A 16054-nucleotide genomic window follows, 5' to 3' on the forward strand; every position below is an offset into this window, starting at 1 on the left:
GAGGGTAACCGCTGTGATGGTCCGCTGGACGCCGCGGGCGCTCACGCCTCCCATCCCAGTTTCTCGCGATCGCCGCACTGTTTCTCGATCAGGGCTGCGTAACGGCTTTCGACCTCATTTCGCTTTACTTTCATGGTCGGCGTCATCAGGCCGTTGTCGATGGTCCAGAGGTCCTTGACCACCACCACCTTGGCGATCTGCTCGTGGGCTTCTAGCGGCTGGTTGACGGCTTCGACGTCGGCGACCAACGCCTGGCCGGCATCCTCGCGGCTCATCGCGCGCCCGGCATCGTTGAGCGAGACCAGCAGGATCGGCTGCTTCAGGCCGCTGCCGACCAAGCACAGCTGGTCGATCAGGGTGTTCCGCGCCATGGCGCCCTCGATCGGCGCTGGCGCCACGTACTTGCCCTTCAAGGTCTTGAAGATGTCCTTCACGCGGCCGGTAATGAACAGATAGCCGTCTTCGTCGATGCGGCCGCGATCACCGGTGCGCAGCCAACCATCTTCGGTGAAGGTCTCGGCGGTCTTGTCGGGGGCCTTGTAGTACCCGGCCATCACGGCCGGGTGTTTGAACTGGATCTCGCCATCGGCGGCGATGCGCATGTTGGCGCCCGGCTGGGCTCGGCCCACAGAGCCCCAGCGGTTGGCCTTGGGCAGATTGGCGGTGGCATAGATATTGTTCTCGGTCATGCCGTAGCCCTGCAGCACCTTGATACCAAGTTTGTCGAACCACTCGATCAACGGGATCGGCATCGGCGCTGCGCCGACGAACAGATAACGGGCATTCTGCAAGCCGATGGCCGTCTTGATCTTTTTGCGGATCAACCCTGACAGCAAGGGGATCTTCAGCAGTCGGTCGAGCTTGGCTTGCGGCATCTTCTTGAGCACACCGGCCTGGATGCGGCTGAACACCAGCGGCACGCCAAAGAAGCGGGTGGGGGCCACTTCCGCCAGCTGCTCGGCCAGCTTGTCGATGTGCTCGAGGAAGTAGACCTGGGCGCCGAAGAACAGGCTGCCCAGTTCGACCGCGCCGCGTTCGAAGGCATGGGCCAGCGGAAGGTAGGAGAAAAAGCGTTCCTGGCCTTCGGCCGGCATTGCCTTGTTCATGCCTTGGGCGGCAAACAACATGTTCTCGCCGTTGATCATCACGCCCTTGGGATTGCCGGTGGTGCCCGAGGTATAGACCAGCGTGACCAATGCCGACGGGTCCGGCGGCGTGTAGCCCTGCAGCGGCTTGGCCCCGGCCAGCAGTGCATCCCATTGATGGTCGCAGTCGATGCCGAGGTCCGGATAGGGCATGGCGATCTTGACGATGCCGTCTGGCAGGCCGGGGGCGAACTCCTGTGGGTCCGGCATCGGGCCGATGAAGATCGCCTTGGCCTCACAGTGTTTGAGGATGTACGTCACCGCGCTCTCGGCCTGCTTCGGATAGAGCCCGACGCTGATGTAACCGGCCATGGCAATCGCCAGATCGGCCAGGAACCAGTGGGCGGTGTTGCGTCCGGAGATGGCAATTGCACTGCCGGGGGGGAAGCCGAGCCCCTTGAGAGCCGCCGCCATGGTACGAACCTGGGCTTCAGCCTGCGACCAGGTGATCGGCTGCCACTGTCCGTTGACGGGCTGGAACAGCCAGGGTGTGTCCGGCCGCTCCTGTGCCCAATGCAGCAGCATCTCGATCGGATTCTTCTGCGTGGTCATCGACTCAAGCTCCCCAAAGAATGGTTCCCGCGCGCGATTGGCGGAAACTGGTTTATGTTCGTAGGCTTGCAAGTGTATCCAAAGGCCCCCGCAGGTGCAGGTCGCAGGGGCGCCACACCATTCAGAGGAGCCAGATCGTGGGCAAGATCGTCACCGTTGTCATCATCCTGGGGTTGGCCTATCTGCTCTTCTGGCCGGTGCCGATCAGCCCGCAGGCCTGGACACCGCCGCCCGCGCCACCGACCGACCAGGGGCTGTTCGCCCTCAAGCAGCGATTGCAGGCTGCCGAAGTGCTGGCCGCCGGGCAGGGCAATGGACCGGAAGGCGTTGCGATCGGCCCCGATGGTGCGGTCTATGCCGGTTTTGACGACGGACGGGTCTTCCGTCTGGGCCCGGATGGCACCACCATCGACGTACTGGCCGATACCGGCGGGCGCCCCCTCGGCATGGTCATGACCGATCGTGGACTGGTCATCGCCGATGCCCTGAAGGGCTTGCTGCGGCTGGAAGCGGACGGGCGTCTGACCGTCCTGTCGACGGGCTCGGATGGGGTTCCCTTCCGCTTTGTCGATGATGTCGATGTCGGTCCGGATGGGCGCCTTTATTTTTCCGACGCCTCACACCGATTCGCGCCGGACGTCCTGATGGACGACTTCTTCGAGCATTCCGGGAACGGACGCCTGTTGCGGTACGACCCCGTCAGCGGCGAGACCGAGACCCTGCTGGACGGCTTGTACTTTGCCAACGGCATCGCCGTTGGCCCGGGGGGCGACTACGTGTTGGTGAATGAAACCGGGCGCTACCAGATCACCCGGTACTGGCTGCAGGGGCCACGTGCCGGACAGTCGGAGCTGTTTGTCGACAACCTCCCCGGGTTTCCCGACAACATCAGCTGGGACGGTGAAGGGCGGTTCTGGCTGGCGCTGTACGCCCCGCGCGACCCGATACTGGACCGTATCCTGCCGCATCCATGGGTGCGCAAGGTGCTGCGGCGGTTGCCGGAGGCCATCCATCCGGCGCCGGCCAAGCATGCCTGGCTGATGGCGCTCGATACGGATGGGCAGATCGTGCTCAGTGCCCAGGCCAAGGGCGAGGCGGTGTTCGCGCCGATCACCAGCGTCGAGCGCCGTGGCGAATGGCTGTATCTCGGCAGCCTGTCCTACCCCGGGATGGCGCGGGTCCGAATCGACGCTATTCGTTGAAGAACTGCTGCTGGAATTTCAACGGAATCGGAGCTGAGGCGCCGTCCGCAAGCACGGAGACCTCAATGGTGAGGTATTCCGCCGTCAGCGTTTCGAATCGGGCGATGACGTAGTGCACACCGCCTTCCTGCATCGGCCGCAGTGACAGGGTTTGCCGATGTCCCAGCAGGCTGGTGACCGTCCCCGTGGCGGTGGCGGGCACCGGAGATGGCAACGGCGCCCCGTCGTCACGTTGCACGTTGAGCACCAGTAGCGCCTGCTTGGCGCTGCGCCGGACGCCGAACTGGCGAGCGACGTCGGGCGTGAGGTCGGTGGTGCGGATCGCCGCGTAATGCACCGTGTAGGGGCCACTGCGAACGGCCTGCTCAGCCCCTGCCAGCTGCGACAGGGTCATCAGGAAGATCAGCAACAGGGTTCTCATGGCGTGCCGCCGGAAGCCGGCGCCTCGAGCAGGTAGAGCGCATGCTCGGCGAACAGGTTGGGCGCCATGCGGATGCGCGCGCCTTCGCGATGTGATCGGTCCAGTAGCCGGCGGGCGCGAACCTGCCAACCGCGGTCGCGACACAGGGCCTCGAAGTCCTCAACGGTGCACAGGTGGATGTTGGGCGTCGCAAACCACGGTGCCGGTAGCGACGGGGTGACCGGCATCCGGCCACCGAACAGCGAGCCGCGCACCCGCCAGTGTCCGAAATTGGGGAAGGTGATGATCGCCTGCCGGCCGACCCGCAGCATTTCGGCAATGGTCAGGTCGGGGCGGACCAGCGCCTGCAGCGCCTGCGTCATCATCACCACATCGAAGCTGTTGGTTCGGAAGTCACGCAGGCCGTCATCGATGTCGGCCTCGATGACATTGACACCGGCATTGATGCAGGCGGTGATGTTGGGCTCGTCGATATCCAGCCCGTAGCCCTGCACCTGGCGGTGTCGGGTGAGATAAGCAAGCAGTGCCCCCTCGCCGCAGCCGAGGTCGAGGACGCGGGCGCCGGGCCGGATCCAGTCGACGATCAGCGCGAGGTCCGGGCGCAGGGCAGGGTGGGTCGTGATGCTCATGCCGGCGCCTCGTCGGCGACCCGCCGCAGGTAGCCTCCCAGCACATCCTGATAGTGCTGGATCGGCATCAGAAAATCGTCATGGCCGAGTTCCGAGTCGATCAGGGTGTAGCTGACGTCCTTGCCGGCGTCCACCAGCGCGTGAACGATCTCGCGCGAACGCTCCGGGGAGAATCGCCAGTCCGAAGTGAATGCGATCACCAGGAAGCGGGCGCGGGTTTCACGGAAGGCGTTGGCGAGCTTGCCGTCATGATCGCGTGCGGGGTCGAAGTAATCGAGCGCCTTGGTCATCAGCAGATAGGTGTTGGCGTCAAATCGCTCGACGAATCGCTGACCCTGATAGCGCAGATAGCTTTCCACCTCGAATTCGACGTCGAAGTTGAAGCCCGGCCGTGGCGCCTTCAGCTCGTTACCGAACTTGGCGCGCATCGCCTCGTCCGACAGGTAGGTGATGTGCCCCAGCATGCGCGCCAGTTTCAGTCCGTTGGACGGTACCGTGTTGTGAGCATAGAAACGGCCACCGTGGAAGGCGGGATCGGTGAGGATCGCCTGCCGGGCAATTTCATTGAAGGCGATGTTCTGGGCCGACAGCCGCGGCGCGGCAGCGATCACCACCGCGTGGCGCAGACGCTCGGGGAAATCGATGGCCCATTGCATGACCTGCATGCCGCCGAGCGACCCGCCAACGACCGCGGCCCAACGAACGATCCCCAGATGGTCGGCCAGCAAGGCCTGCGACCGGACCCAGTCGCGCACCGTCAACAACGGGAAATCCGGCCCGTAGGGCTGGCCAGTGTCGGGGTTGGGTGTGCCGGGGCCGGTGGAGCCGCGACAGCCGCCGAGGTTGTTGAGGCTGACCACGAAAAAGCGATCGGTGTCGATCGGTTTGCCCGGCCCGATACAGGTATCCCACCAGCCTGGCTTGCGGTCGTCAGCACTGTGCACGCCCGCCGCGTGATGATCACCGGATAGCGCATGGCAGACCAGCAACGCGTTGCTGCGGTCGGCATTGAGGCTGCCGTAGGTCTCCACCATCAGGTCGAAGCGGGGGAGCTGGCGGCCGCACTCCAGGTTCAAGGGGTGTTCGAACGCGATCTTTTTCGGCACCACGATGCCGACGCTGTCGGAGGGCGGGGTGCCCACTAGCGGAACACCCCCGGCAGCGGCACCAGCCGGCTCAGCACCTGCAACGCGAGGATCACCACCAGCGGAGACAGATCGAGCCCCCCCATCGGCGGCAGTACGCGGCGCACCGGCCGCAACAGTGGCTCGTTCAGGCTCCACAGAATATTCGCGGCCGGGTTATGGACGCCGGGGCCGAGCCAGGACATCACCGCCTGTACGAACAGCGTGAAGGTGTACAGGCCGAGTGCCATGACCAGCAGTTTCAGCGCGCCATACCAGAGGGCCGCCAGCAGACCCACCTGGAGGCCCAGGAGTGCGGCAACGGCATAGACATAGACCATGCCCAGCAGGGCCAACGTGAGCCCCACGCCCAGATTGATGTTGCGATAGGCCGGCAGCAGCCGGCTCAGGGTATCGGTCGGAAATCGGGTGAACTGCCAGATGAATTGCGAAATCGGGTTGTAGAAATCGGCGCGCGCCGCTTGCAACAGCAGGCGCAGGGCGAAGATCCAGATCACCAGGTCAAACAGCGTGGTGACCAGAAAATACAGTGCGTTAGCTCCGTTGGCGCCCATCAGACCTTGTCCTCCAGTTGTATGCGGATGTCAGCGCCGAGTTCGGCGCCCCGGTCGCGGGCAGCGTGCATGGCCGTTCCCACCAGAGCTTCCAGCCCGCCCTGGTCAAACGCCCGCAGCGCGGCTTCGGTGGTCCCGCCCTTCGAGGTCACCTGGCTGCGCAGGGTACCGACCGACGCGTCGTTCTCGGCGACCAGCCGCGCCGCGCCGACCAGCGTCTGCCGGGCCAGGGTCGCTGCGATGTCATCCGGCAGGCCCAGGGCCACCCCGGCGGCGGTCATTGCCTCGGTGAAGCGAAAAAAGTACGCCGGCCCGGAGCCCGAAAGGGCGGTCACGGCATCAAGCTGGGCTTCGTCGTCAACCCAGACGCAGGTGCCGGCCGTCGACAGCAGCCGGTCTGCGCGCTCGCGCGCCTCGGTGCCGACCGATGCCGGTGCGTACAGGGCGCTGATGCCGGCGCCCACCAGCGCCGGCGTGTTGGGCATGCTGCGGACGATGGCGCAGCCGGGCAGGCGACGGGTCAGCGCAGCCACCGGCACGCCCGCGGCAATCGACAGCACCAACGTGCCGTCGGCCGGCTGCAGGCTTGCCAGCGCGGCCGCCATCTGCTGCGGTTTGACGGCCAGCACCAGGACATCGGCCTGGAGGCCGGCGGCATGCTCGCTGGTGCTGATGTCGTAACGCTCGCGCAGCAGGGCGCGTCGCTCGGCCACCGGCTCGACCACGGTCAGGGACTGTGGCCGATGGCCGGCGCGGACCAAACCTGCCACCAGCGCAGCCGCCATGTTGCCGCCGCCGATGAAGGCGATCGGAAGATCGGGAGACAAAGCGTTGGACACGGTGGGCAACGGGCGCGGAAAGCCGGTGGAGATCAAGCGCGTATGATAAGCGACTTCACTTTCCCCGACCCCGCTGCCTTGAGCGCAAAAGTCCCCTCACCGCGCCTGCACGCGGATGTCGAGAAGATCCTGACACGCTACCGTCAGCGGATCGAGGACGCGCGCGTCTACGACGTCGCGATCGTCAGTCCGTTGCTGGAGGCCGAGCGCCTGTCGCAGAAGCTCGGCAACCGGGTGCTGCTCAAGCGCGAGGACCTGCAGCCGGTGTTCTCGTTCAAGCTCCGGGGCGCCTACAACAAGATTGTCGGCCTCAGCGACGAGGAGCGTGCCCGCGGGGTGATCACTGCCTCTGCCGGCAACCATGCCCAGGGTGTCGCGCTGGCCGCGAAACGGCTTGGCCTGACCGCATGGATCGTGATGCCGAAGACCACCCCCGCGGTCAAGGTCGAGGCAGTGCGCCGGTTCGGGGGCAAGGCCATTCTCCACGGCGATACCTATGACGAGGCGCGCGAACATGCGTTGGCGCTGACGGCCGAGCGCGGCATGACCATGGTGCATCCCTACGACGACCCGGCGGTGATTGCCGGCCAGGGCACCGTTGGCAAGGAGATCTTCGAGCAATGCCCGGAGGCGGACGTGGTGTTTGTCTGTGTCGGCGGCGGTGGCCTGCTGGCCGGCGTCGCCGCCTATCTGAAGGCGCTCAAGCCTTCGATCAAGATCATCGCGGTGGAACCTGACGATTCCAACTGCTTTGCTGCCGCGCTGGCAGTGGGCCGACGGGTGACGCTGGCCCGCGCTGGATTGTTTGCCGATGGGGTTTCGGTGCGGCAGGTGGGTGAAGAGACCTTCCGCGTCGCGCGGCATCTTGTTGACGATACCGTGCTGGTCGATGCCGACGAGATCTGCGCTGCCATCCGTGATGTCTTCTACGACCAGCGGGCACTGCCGGAGCCTGCGGGCGCCCTCGCCGTGGCCGGGATGAAGAAGTGGGTGGCCGAACATGGCATCAACGGGCAGACCCTGGTTGCCACGGTCTCCGGCGCCAACGTCAATTTCGATCGCCTCCGCCACATCGCCGAACGAGCGGAACTCGGCGACAACGCCGAGGCGCTGCTGGCGGTCACGATTGCCGAGAAGCCCGGCAGTTTCAAACGGTTTTTGCGCGAGATCGGCCGACGTCCGATTACCGAGTTCAACTACCGCTACAGCGGTCCCTCACAGGCCCATGTGTTTGTCGGCGTCAAGCTGACCGAGGGCGACGTCGAGCGCGATGCCCTGATCGGCGCCTTGCGCGGGCATGGCTATCCGGTGGTCGACATGTCGGCCAACGAAATGGCCAAGGTGCACGTGCGGTTCATGGTCGGTGGACGGGCGCCCGACCTCAAGAACGAACGGCTATTCCGCTTCGAATTTCCGGAGCGACCCTCGGCCTGTCTCGACTTTCTCGGCGCCGTCGGCAGTCGCTGGAATATCTCGCTGTTCCACTATCGCAACCACGGCGCCGCCTATGGCCGGGTGCTGTGTGGCCTTCAGGTGCCGCGCGGAGAATGGGGCGAGTGCCGGCGCTCATTGGATGCGCTGGGCTATCGCTACTGGGAAGAAACCGCCAACCCCGCCTACGACCTGTTTCTCGGCACCTGATCGGCCACCGGCTCAGGGCTTCTCCCCGGCCAGGGCGCAGATCGCGGCCCAGTGCTCCGGGCGCACCGGCATTACCGACAGCCGATTGCCCTTGGCGATCACCTGCAGGCCGGCCAGCGCATCGGCATTGTCCTTCAGGGTGGCCAGGCTGACCGGGCGTTTCCACTTGCGGCGGTACTTGACGTCCACCAGCAGCCAGCGCGGCTGATCCGGGCGGCTCTTGGGGTCGTAGTGGTGGTGCCCCTGCTCGAATTGGGTGGGGTCGATGTAGGCCGGGCTGGCAATGGTCATCACCCCATAGATCCCCGGCACCTCGCAGTTCGAGTGATAGAAGAAGGCGGTGTCACCGACCTTCATCTGATCGCGGAACATGTTGCGCACTTGATAGTTGCGCACGCCGTCCCAGGGCTCGATACGGTTCGGGCGTGCCGCCAGGTCGTCGATCGAGAAAGTGTCGGGTTCGGATTTCATCAGCCAGTGGCCCACAGCATGCTCCGGTCGGTGGCGATACGGTCGAGGGAAACGTCCCAGGGGTCGCGCGGCAAGTGCTTCACGCCCTGTTGATGATAGGCAAAGCCGACCCTCAGGGGCCGGCGAAAGGCTCGCGCCGGCACCCGGTCGTAGTAGCCGCCACCGGCACCGAGGCGGGTGCCATGATCGTCGAAGCCCACCAGCGGCAGGACCAGCAGCTGCAACGCCCGGGACGGCACCCGCGGTAAAGCCCTGCGGGGCCGCCGGATATCGTGCGCGCCGGCCCGGCATGGCGTACGCGGATGCAGTCGGACCCAGTGCAGGCGCTTCTCCGCCCGGATCACCGGCACGTAGGTTTCGGCACCTCGGCGCCACAACACCTGTAGCAAAGGCAGGGTATCGAGCTCGCTGCCGCTGGCCAGATACAGGCCCCAGCGGCGGCAGTCGCGCGCGACCGGACATCGCAACAACTTCAGGGCTGCCCGGCGCGCAGCCAGCCGGCGTTGGCGTGGGCTCAACGCCTGTCGGGCTGCGCGCAGGGTGCGGCGCAGCGCGACTTTGGATTCAGAGGTGTCTCCCGCCGGTGCCGTCATGGGCTCTGTCACCTTGAGACGTCGTCTCAAGTGGGTGCGTCTCGACGTCTTTGGGCTTCCCGCTAGACGCTGCGGGCTTGCACGCCCGACGCAGATAGGCTCCCGGGGTTTTGCAAATAGGCTCAAGGGGTTGGGAGCCCTTGTCGAACACTGCAGGAGACACCGAGGCCAGTGTATCGCTATTCGAGCGCAAGGGTGGAGTCGATATCGAGACGCAACTGACGAACGCGCGCAATCGCCGTCTCATCGGCAGGCGCGACGCCCTCCGTGCCATGCGCCTCCAGCAGCTCCCGGGCGAGATTCAATGCCGCCATCACGGCAATTTTCTCCGACCCCAAGGCCTTGCCTCGGCGACGGATGGTGGTCATCCGCTCATTGAGATAGTCGGCGGAGCGGACCAGCGCTTCATGCTCCTCCGGCGGGCAAGCCACGGTGTACTCCTTGCCCATGATGCGGACCGTGATGCTCAAGGGATCGGACGGCTTCGGTGTCGTCATCGCAGCACATCCTCCTCGGTGGATTCAGCCTCGGCGGCCGGCGCGTCGAGCTCGCCGATCTCGGCATCAGCGGCCGCGTCCGGCACCACCTCGAGGGTTCGGACGCGCTCGACAATGGCTTCAATGCGTCGCCGCAGTTCGCCATTGAGCGCGAGCAGACGGTCGCGTTCCTGCAGCGCGCGCTTCAGCTCCAGTCGCGACTGCCGGTAGCCCGTTGTCAGGCGTTGAATCCGTTCTTCAAGCTGTTTGAGTTCGGCGTCGAGCATGGCAACACGAAAAAGGCGGCGGCCGTCAGTATACGGCCGCCGCCCGGGGCGTACAGCGTCGGCTTTACTGGATCAGCAGGAACAGCGCCCCCGGACCCCGGCGAACATGCAACAGCAGCTCGCCGTCACCGGCTTCTTTCAGGCGCGCCTGAAGGTCGGCAACGTCGGCGACGGCGCGGCGGTTGACGGCGATGATGATGTCGCCCTCGCGCAGGCCGGTACGTGCGGCCGGTGAACGCGGATCGATTGACTTGATCATCGCGCCTTTCTCGATGCCGGCCTGGCGGGCGGCATCACTCGGCGGACCGAATTCTGCGCCTTCAAGCCGCGGGCTTAGGGCCTGACCGGTGGCCACGACCTCCTCGCTGGCGCCGATCTTCACTTTCACGGTCTGCTTCTTGCCGCTGCGGATCACGGCCAGTTCCACCGTGTCGCCGACACGCAGCAGGCCGACCTGATTGCGCAGCTCGGAGAAATCGCGCACCGATTTGCCATTGATGGCGGTAATGATGTCTTCCGCCTTCAGGCCGGCCTTGTCCGCGGGCGAGTCCGGCAGCACCTGGGTGACCAGGGCGCCGCGGGTGCTCTCGAGATCAAAGGCCTTGGCCAGTTCCGGTGTGAGATTCTGGCCGGTGACGCCGATCCGACCGCGCTGAACGGAGCCGTGCTCGATCAGCTGGTTCATCACATTCTTCGCCAGATTGGTGGGGATGGCGAAGCCGATGCCGATGTTGCCACCGGAGCGCGACAGGATATTCGAGGGAATGCCGACCAGCTCGCCGCGCAGGTTGACCAGGGCGCCGCCGGAGTTGCCGGGGTTGATGGAGGCGTCGGTCTGGATGAAGTCCTCGTAGCCGCCTTCGCTAATGCCGGTCTGTCGTGACAGGCCGGAGACGATGCCGCTGGTCACCGTCTGGCGCAGGCCGAAGGGTGATCCGATAGCGACCACGAAGTCACCGACCTGCAACTGTTCGGAGTCGGCCATCGGCAGCGCCACCAGATCGTCGGCCTTGATCTTCAGCACCGCGATGTCGGTATCGGGGTCCTTGCCGATCAGCTCGGCATCGAACTCGCGGTCATCGTTGAGCCGCACCTTGATCGTGTCGGCCTTGTCGACCACATGGTTGTTGGTGATCACATAGCCGTTCGCCGCATCGACGATGACGCCCGAGCCGATGGACTGGGCTTCACGCTCTGGCTGCTGGTCGGGGATGCCAAAGAAGCGACGGAACATCGGATCGTCCATGAACGGCCCGAAGGGTGAGTTTGCCGGCCCCTGGGCCGACATCGTCACCGAGATGTTGACCACCGCCGGCATCGTCTGTTTGAGCATGGGCGCGAGTGAGGGCAGGGCGCCCTGCTGTGGCGCTACAGCCGGAAGCTGCGCCTGCGCCGGTTCGGGCGCGCTCGACATGATGCAGGCGGCGGTGACCAGCGCCGCCGAGACAGCCAGCGGGGCGAGAATCTTGGTGCTGATGGAGTGAGCCATTCTTGGGGTTCTCTTGATGGAATTGAGGATTTGGAGGCCGCAATGGGCGCTATGACCGCGGCCGTTGCCGCAAGTTCGGGCTCAATGCAGGCTCGTCGGTGGTTGCAGGACCTCGTCGGCCCCCCGGCGCAGTGACAGGCCCAGTCGTAGAAGTCCGCCGGCGAGACGGTCGGCCAATCGCTGTGGCTTGCGGAACTGCAGGTGCAGGAGATCGGCTTGCTTCACCCTGCCCAGCAACCAGTCGTCGCTGGTCATCAGGGCATCGACCAGCTTCAGGCCGAGGGCCTGTGTGCCGTACCAGTGCTCGCCGGTGGCAACCTGGTCGATGCTGAGCACCGGGCGATGTTCGGCCACGAACTGCTTGAAAAGATCATGGGTCTGTTCCAGTTCTTCGCGGAACTTGGCTCGGCCGGCTTCGGTGTTCTCGCCCAAGACCGTCAGCGTGCGTTTGTAGGCACCCGCTGTGTGCATTTCGATATCGACTTCATGTTTTTTCAACAGGCGGTGCAGGTTGGGCAGCTGTGCCACCACCCCGATCGACCCGAGGATAGCGAACGGCGCTGCAATGATTCGGTCGGCCACCGCCGCCATCATGTACCCGCCGCTGGCGGCGACCTGATCAACCGCGACAGTGAGCTTGAGCCCATGATCGCGCAGCCGCCGCAGCTGCGAAGCGGCGAGGCCGTAGGCGTGGACAAGGCCGCCGGCGCTTTCCAACCGGAGCAGTACTTCGTCGCCGTCACGTGCCACCTGCACGATGGCACTGATCTCCTCGCGGAGGGTATCGGTGCCGTCGGCACGTAGGTTGCCATCGAAATCGAGCACGAAGATTCGTGGACGAGCAGGTGGTTGCTTGGCTTTGCGTCGCTGTTTGGCCTCGGTCTTGCGCGCCTTGCGCGCCTGCTTGGCCTCGACGGGGGTTTGCAGTTCGGCCTGGAGGGCGTCCGCCAGCCGCTCGAATCGCCGATTGAGGTCGGTGATCTCCAGACGCTCCCCGGGGCCGTGCTGGCGGGCGCTGCGGATCGCCGCCACCAAGGCGCCGAGCACGATGATGACGACTACAACGATCGTCGCCGACTTGGCGACGAACAGGCCGTAGTCGGTCAGGAAACTGGTCACGTTGACTCCCTTCATGAAAATGTAGGTGATTTCAGACTGTTGCACGACCGTGGGTCGCAGAGCCCGGTCGGACCCTATAATACGGGGTGAATAACAATTGACGGTGCCAGTACGCGGCCGGGGGACAGCGAACATGAAACGATCATCCAGTGCCGCCATCGGACTTCTGCTCGCCTTGCTGGGTGCCCAGAGTCACGCCGACGAAGCGGATGGGGTCGATACGCGCCCTTATATTTCCATCGGTGGCAGCTATGTCTTCGAGGACGCCACTCGCGACAGCGAGGGGGGCGAAGGCTACTGGCTCGGTGTCGGCAAATCGTTCAACCGGTTCTGGGGCCTGGAGTTCTCCGGGTTCCGTAACGACTTTGATGCCAGTCGCGCCGGTGGGCCGGAGTGGCAGGAGCAGGGCGCCGAGGTCTCCGCCCTTTACTACTACGCACGCGGCGAATCGTTTGCCCCCTATTTCAGTCTCGGTGCCGGGTGGGTTGAGACCGAGGAGCAGACCTCGGGGGCCGATGCCAGCAGTCCGTTCGGCGCCGCCGGCCTGGGTTTCTTCAAGTCGTTCGCCCTCGGCAGCACCGATCTCGGGCTCCGCGGCGATGTGCGCTACCGCTGGCTCGATGCCGATGACATCGCCGGGGTGTCGCCGTTCGAAGAGGCGGTGGTTCGTCTGGGCCTGGTGGTGCCCTTGGGTAGTCGCACCGCGCCCACCGAGGCGCCGGTGTCCGCCCCGGCACCGGCCAAGGCATCGGATGCCGATGGCGATGGCGTGCCGGATGGCCGCGATACCTGTCCCGATACCGCCTCCGGTACGACCGTCGACGCCAACGGCTGTCCGCCGCCGCTGCCGCCCGCCACTGACTTCGAGCCGGTCAGCTTCCCGTTCGACGAATCCGGGCTGACCGATTACGCCAAAGCCATCCTCGATCGTGCCGCGGTGCGGATGCGCGAGCGCCTGGCGGCCACGCCGAACCTGCTGGTGCAGCTCAGTGGGCATACCGACTGGATCGGGACCGAGGGCTACAACCAGGCGCTGTCCGAACGTCGCGCCGCCGCCGTTCGCGACTATCTGGTCGGTAAGGGCGTCGATGGCGACCGTGTCCGCAGCTTTGCCTATGGCGAGACGCGGCCGGTTGACAGCAACGAGACGGAAGACGGGCGTGCCCGCAACCGCCGCGTTGAGCTGCAGTTGTCGGAAGGCTGAGATGTCGGCCCGGCGGTGGCGTCTTCCGACATTGCCGATGCCGTACCGGCAGCTTAGGCTCGGCACCATCACCACCTCGGGCCTGACCGGATGAAGATTCGACTGCTGCCGCTGTTGCTACTGTTACCGCCAATACTGGCGACGGCAGCGACAGCCGTTTATGTCGTCGATGGCGATGCTGACGGTGTCGCGGATACCCGCGACCGCTGCCTCTACACCCCACAGGGTGCCCGCGTCGACGCCTTCGGCTGTTCCGACGACGACGACCTTGACCAGGATCAGGTGGCCGACCTGCTCGACCGCTGCCCGAAGTCACCGATCGGCGCCCGAGTGGACCGCCATGGATGTGCCATCGACAGTGACTTCGACGGCATTGCCGACGGCCTGGATCGGTGCGAGCTGACGCCCCTCGGGGCTTGGGTCGATGCCGGCGGATGTCCGGTGTCCGCCACCGCCGTGGCCACCACGACACCGACAGACCCGATGCCTGCGGTGGCGCGTGCAAGCGTGTCGCAGGCGCGGCCCGCGCCGGCGCCCCGGGTGCTGCCAGCAGCGCCCATGGCCGAGGTCAGCGTGGCCGCCGTCCAGCAGCCGCTGCGGGTGGCGCCGCGCTCGGTGTTGGCGGCCATGCGGCCGGTTGCCGCGACGTTCCCAGCGCCGGCGTCGGAGACAGCGCCGATCCGGGTTGCCGCCAGGCCAGCGGCGCCCGCCGCCTCCCGGACCGCACTGGCAAGCGCCACACCGGCGCAGCCGATCATTGCGCCGCGCGCGACCCCGGTGCCACCGCCGCCGATCCGGGCCCGCCCGACCACGCTGAACGCTGGTAGCCGCGTTGCCGAGGTCCCGTTCGACGGGGGAGGCAGTCGGCTACAGGCGGCGGGTGACGACGTCCTGCGCGAGGCGCTCGCTGCCCTGCAGGCACGTCTTGGTGAGAGCGCCGATCATTATGTCGAGCTGGTGGGGCTGACCTCTGGCGGGCGCGGCGATTCCGGCCTCATGGCACAACGCGTCGGCCAGGTGCGGTCCTTCATCGAAGCGCAGGGCATCCCGGCAGCGCGCATCGTCTACGCACTGCGGCCGGCACGCCGCGGCGAGCAGGCCGGCCGGGTGGAATTGCACCAGCGCTGAGAGCGCTAGTGGTGGTGTTCGCAAGCGATCAGCGGGTGCGTCCCAGATTGGCGTCGGGCAAGGCCGCAAGCGCGCGCTGCGCGCGTTGGTCATGCGTTTCAGCCGTCTCCGCTGGCCGCGCCCAGCCCCCCAGGTGCCGCTGGACCAAAGCCGCCAGGGCTTCGATGTGTTCGGGTTCGGCGTTTAGCGCCGGGATGTAGCGCAGTGCCGCCCCGCCGTGTTCCTGAAACTGGGCGTTGTAGCGGATCGCCACCTCTTCCAGCGTTTCCAGACAATCGGCCGAGAACCCAGGGCAGATCACGTCCAATGTGCGGGTGCCCGCCGCTGCCAGGTCGACCAGCCGACGGTCGGTATAGGGCTGCAGCCAGGGCATGCGCCCGAGGCGACTCTGGAAGCTGAGGCTCCACCCTTCGCGCGGCAATTGCAGCGCTTCCGCCAGCAGGCGGGCCGTCTTGTGGCAGTGACAGTGATAGGGGTCGCCGAGCAACAGGTTGCGTTGCGGAATGCCATGGAAGGACATCAACAGATGGTCACCGCGTCCATGCTGCTGCCAGTGTCTGCGGACCGACGCGGCGAGCGCGGCGATGTAGCCGGGGTCATCGTGATAGTCACGGATGGTGCGCAGGGCGGGCGGGCAGCGATCGGCCATCTGCAGTCTGAACAGGCTGTCCAGCGCCGCGGCGGTGGTGGTGGCGGAGTATTGCGGGTAGAGCGGTAGCAGCAGCAGGCGATCGACGCCTGCCGCCTGCAGGCGGGCCAGGGCTTCGGCGATGCCGGGGTTGCCGTAGGTCATGGCCAGCTCCACCCGCACGTCGGCGCCGAGTCGGGCCTGCAGTGCCGACTGCTGGGCGCGGCTGACGGCAAGCAGTGGCGAGCCCTGCGGTGTCCACACGGCATGGTAGGCCTCGACCAGCTTGCGCGGTCGAAACGGCAGGATCACCAGATTCAGCAGCAGCCACCACAGCAGGCGCGGCACCTCCACCACCCGCCGGTCGGACAGGAATTGCCGCAAATAGCGGCGAATCGCGGTAGCGGTGGCGGCGTCCGGTGTGCCCAGGTTGACCAGCAGAACGCCGATGCCCCGCGTCGGCTGGCGGTGGCGCGTGGCAATGTCGTCAGCGGAGGGGGTCACGGCAGGTCCGGGCAGGCAGGGGGGCGC

At 66.0% G+C, this 16054-nt stretch carries 16 protein-coding genes, 1 other RNA gene and 1 pseudogene; 4 read left to right on the forward strand and 14 right to left on the reverse strand.

Annotated features, from left to right (window positions below):
• Positions 1-41 precede the first annotated feature (41 nt).
• Entirely contained in the window at positions 42-1697 is a 1656-nt protein-coding gene (locus JN531_RS10280) for an AMP-binding protein (protein ID WP_228348779.1), read from the reverse strand.
• A 137-nt stretch (positions 1698-1834) separates the two neighbouring features.
• On the opposite strand from JN531_RS10280, the gene JN531_RS10285 reads away from it, so the two are divergent.
• Positions 1835-2899 carry an SMP-30/gluconolactonase/LRE family protein gene (locus JN531_RS10285; RefSeq protein ID WP_228348780.1) on the forward strand — a complete coding sequence of 355 codons (1065 nt, stop codon included), beginning with the start codon at positions 1835-1837 and terminating at the stop codon, positions 2897-2899.
• On the opposite strand, the gene JN531_RS10290 is transcribed toward JN531_RS10285, so the two are convergent.
• Genes JN531_RS10290 through proC form a run of 5 tightly spaced genes read right to left on the reverse strand, consistent with a single transcriptional unit; the run spans position 2889 to position 6487 of the window.
• Positions 2889-3320 (reverse strand): DUF4426 domain-containing protein, encoded by a 432-nt coding sequence (locus tag JN531_RS10290; RefSeq protein ID WP_228348781.1) that lies wholly within the window; start codon positions 3318-3320, stop codon positions 2889-2891. The genes JN531_RS10285 and JN531_RS10290 overlap by 11 nt on opposite strands.
• Positions 3317-3949 carry a methionine biosynthesis protein MetW gene (metW, locus tag JN531_RS10295; protein WP_228348782.1) on the reverse strand — a complete coding sequence of 211 codons (633 nt, stop codon included), beginning with the start codon at positions 3947-3949 and terminating at the stop codon, positions 3317-3319. Before metW ends, JN531_RS10290 begins: the two co-directional genes overlap by 4 nt.
• The gene (gene metX / locus JN531_RS10300; RefSeq protein ID WP_228348783.1) at positions 3946-5091 is read right to left on the reverse strand and encodes a homoserine O-succinyltransferase MetX; all 1146 of its coding nucleotides are present in this window, start codon (positions 5089-5091) and stop codon (positions 3946-3948) included. Before metX ends, metW begins: the two co-directional genes overlap by 4 nt.
• Complete coding sequence (locus tag JN531_RS10305) at positions 5091-5648, reverse strand: YggT family protein (protein WP_228348784.1); 558 nt, start codon at positions 5646-5648, stop codon at positions 5091-5093. Before JN531_RS10305 ends, metX begins: the two co-directional genes overlap by 1 nt.
• Positions 5648-6487 (reverse strand): pyrroline-5-carboxylate reductase, encoded by an 840-nt coding sequence (gene proC, locus JN531_RS10310; RefSeq protein WP_228348785.1) that lies wholly within the window; start codon positions 6485-6487, stop codon positions 5648-5650. Before proC ends, JN531_RS10305 begins: the two co-directional genes overlap by 1 nt.
• A gap of 78 nt (positions 6488-6565) precedes the next feature.
• Between proC and ilvA the strand changes: the two genes are divergently transcribed.
• Positions 6566-8128 (forward strand): threonine ammonia-lyase, biosynthetic, encoded by a 1563-nt coding sequence (gene ilvA / locus JN531_RS10315; protein WP_436233292.1) that lies wholly within the window; start codon positions 6566-6568, stop codon positions 8126-8128.
• A gap of 12 nt (positions 8129-8140) precedes the next feature.
• On the opposite strand, the gene JN531_RS10320 is transcribed toward ilvA, so the two are convergent.
• From JN531_RS10320 to sohB, 7 genes and pseudogenes are all read right to left on the reverse strand, one after another.
• Positions 8141-8599: an EVE domain-containing protein gene (locus JN531_RS10320; protein WP_228348786.1), complete on the reverse strand. Its 459-nt coding sequence runs from the start codon at positions 8597-8599 to the stop codon at positions 8141-8143.
• Positions 8599-9156 (reverse strand): annotated as a pseudogene (locus JN531_RS10325) (5-formyltetrahydrofolate cyclo-ligase); the annotation flags it as partial. The pseudogene JN531_RS10325 and the gene JN531_RS10320, both read right to left, overlap by 1 nt.
• A 13-nt stretch (positions 9157-9169) precedes the next feature.
• Positions 9170-9354: non-coding RNA, 6S RNA (gene ssrS, locus JN531_RS10330), on the reverse strand.
• Positions 9355-9371: 17 nt separating this feature from the next.
• Positions 9372-9689: a cell division protein ZapA gene (locus JN531_RS10335; RefSeq protein ID WP_228348787.1), complete on the reverse strand. Its 318-nt coding sequence runs from the start codon at positions 9687-9689 to the stop codon at positions 9372-9374.
• On the reverse strand, positions 9686-9955 hold the full coding sequence (locus tag JN531_RS10340; protein WP_228348788.1) for a hypothetical protein: 270 nt from the start codon (positions 9953-9955) through the stop codon (positions 9686-9688). Before JN531_RS10340 ends, JN531_RS10335 begins: the two co-directional genes overlap by 4 nt.
• Before the next feature lie 64 nt (positions 9956-10019).
• A complete protein-coding gene (locus tag JN531_RS10345; RefSeq protein ID WP_366522428.1) occupies positions 10020-11369 on the reverse strand; it encodes a DegQ family serine endoprotease in 1350 nt (449 codons plus the stop codon).
• Positions 11370-11525: 156 nt separating this feature from the next.
• On the reverse strand, positions 11526-12722 hold the full coding sequence (gene sohB / locus JN531_RS10350; protein ID WP_239795292.1) for a protease SohB: 1197 nt from the start codon (positions 12720-12722) through the stop codon (positions 11526-11528).
• Here sohB and JN531_RS10355 point away from each other — a divergent pair.
• A complete protein-coding gene (locus JN531_RS10355) occupies positions 12697-13767 on the forward strand; it encodes an OmpA family protein (protein ID WP_228348791.1) in 1071 nt (356 codons plus the stop codon). The two genes, sohB and JN531_RS10355, sit on opposite strands and share 26 nt — an antisense overlap.
• Positions 13768-13857: 90 nt before the next feature.
• A complete protein-coding gene (locus JN531_RS10360) occupies positions 13858-14895 on the forward strand; it encodes a flagellar biosynthesis protein FlhF (RefSeq protein WP_228348792.1) in 1038 nt (345 codons plus the stop codon).
• Positions 14896-14923: 28 nt separating this feature from the next.
• Here JN531_RS10360 and hemH read toward each other — a convergent pair whose 3' ends face one another.
• The gene (hemH, locus tag JN531_RS10365; protein ID WP_228348793.1) at positions 14924-16027 is read right to left on the reverse strand and encodes a ferrochelatase; all 1104 of its coding nucleotides are present in this window, start codon (positions 16025-16027) and stop codon (positions 14924-14926) included.
• Positions 16028-16054 lie beyond the last annotated feature (27 nt).

Source organism: Flagellatimonas centrodinii (genome assembly GCF_016918765.2).
GTDB lineage: Bacteria > Pseudomonadota > Gammaproteobacteria > Nevskiales > Nevskiaceae > Polycyclovorans > Polycyclovorans centrodinii.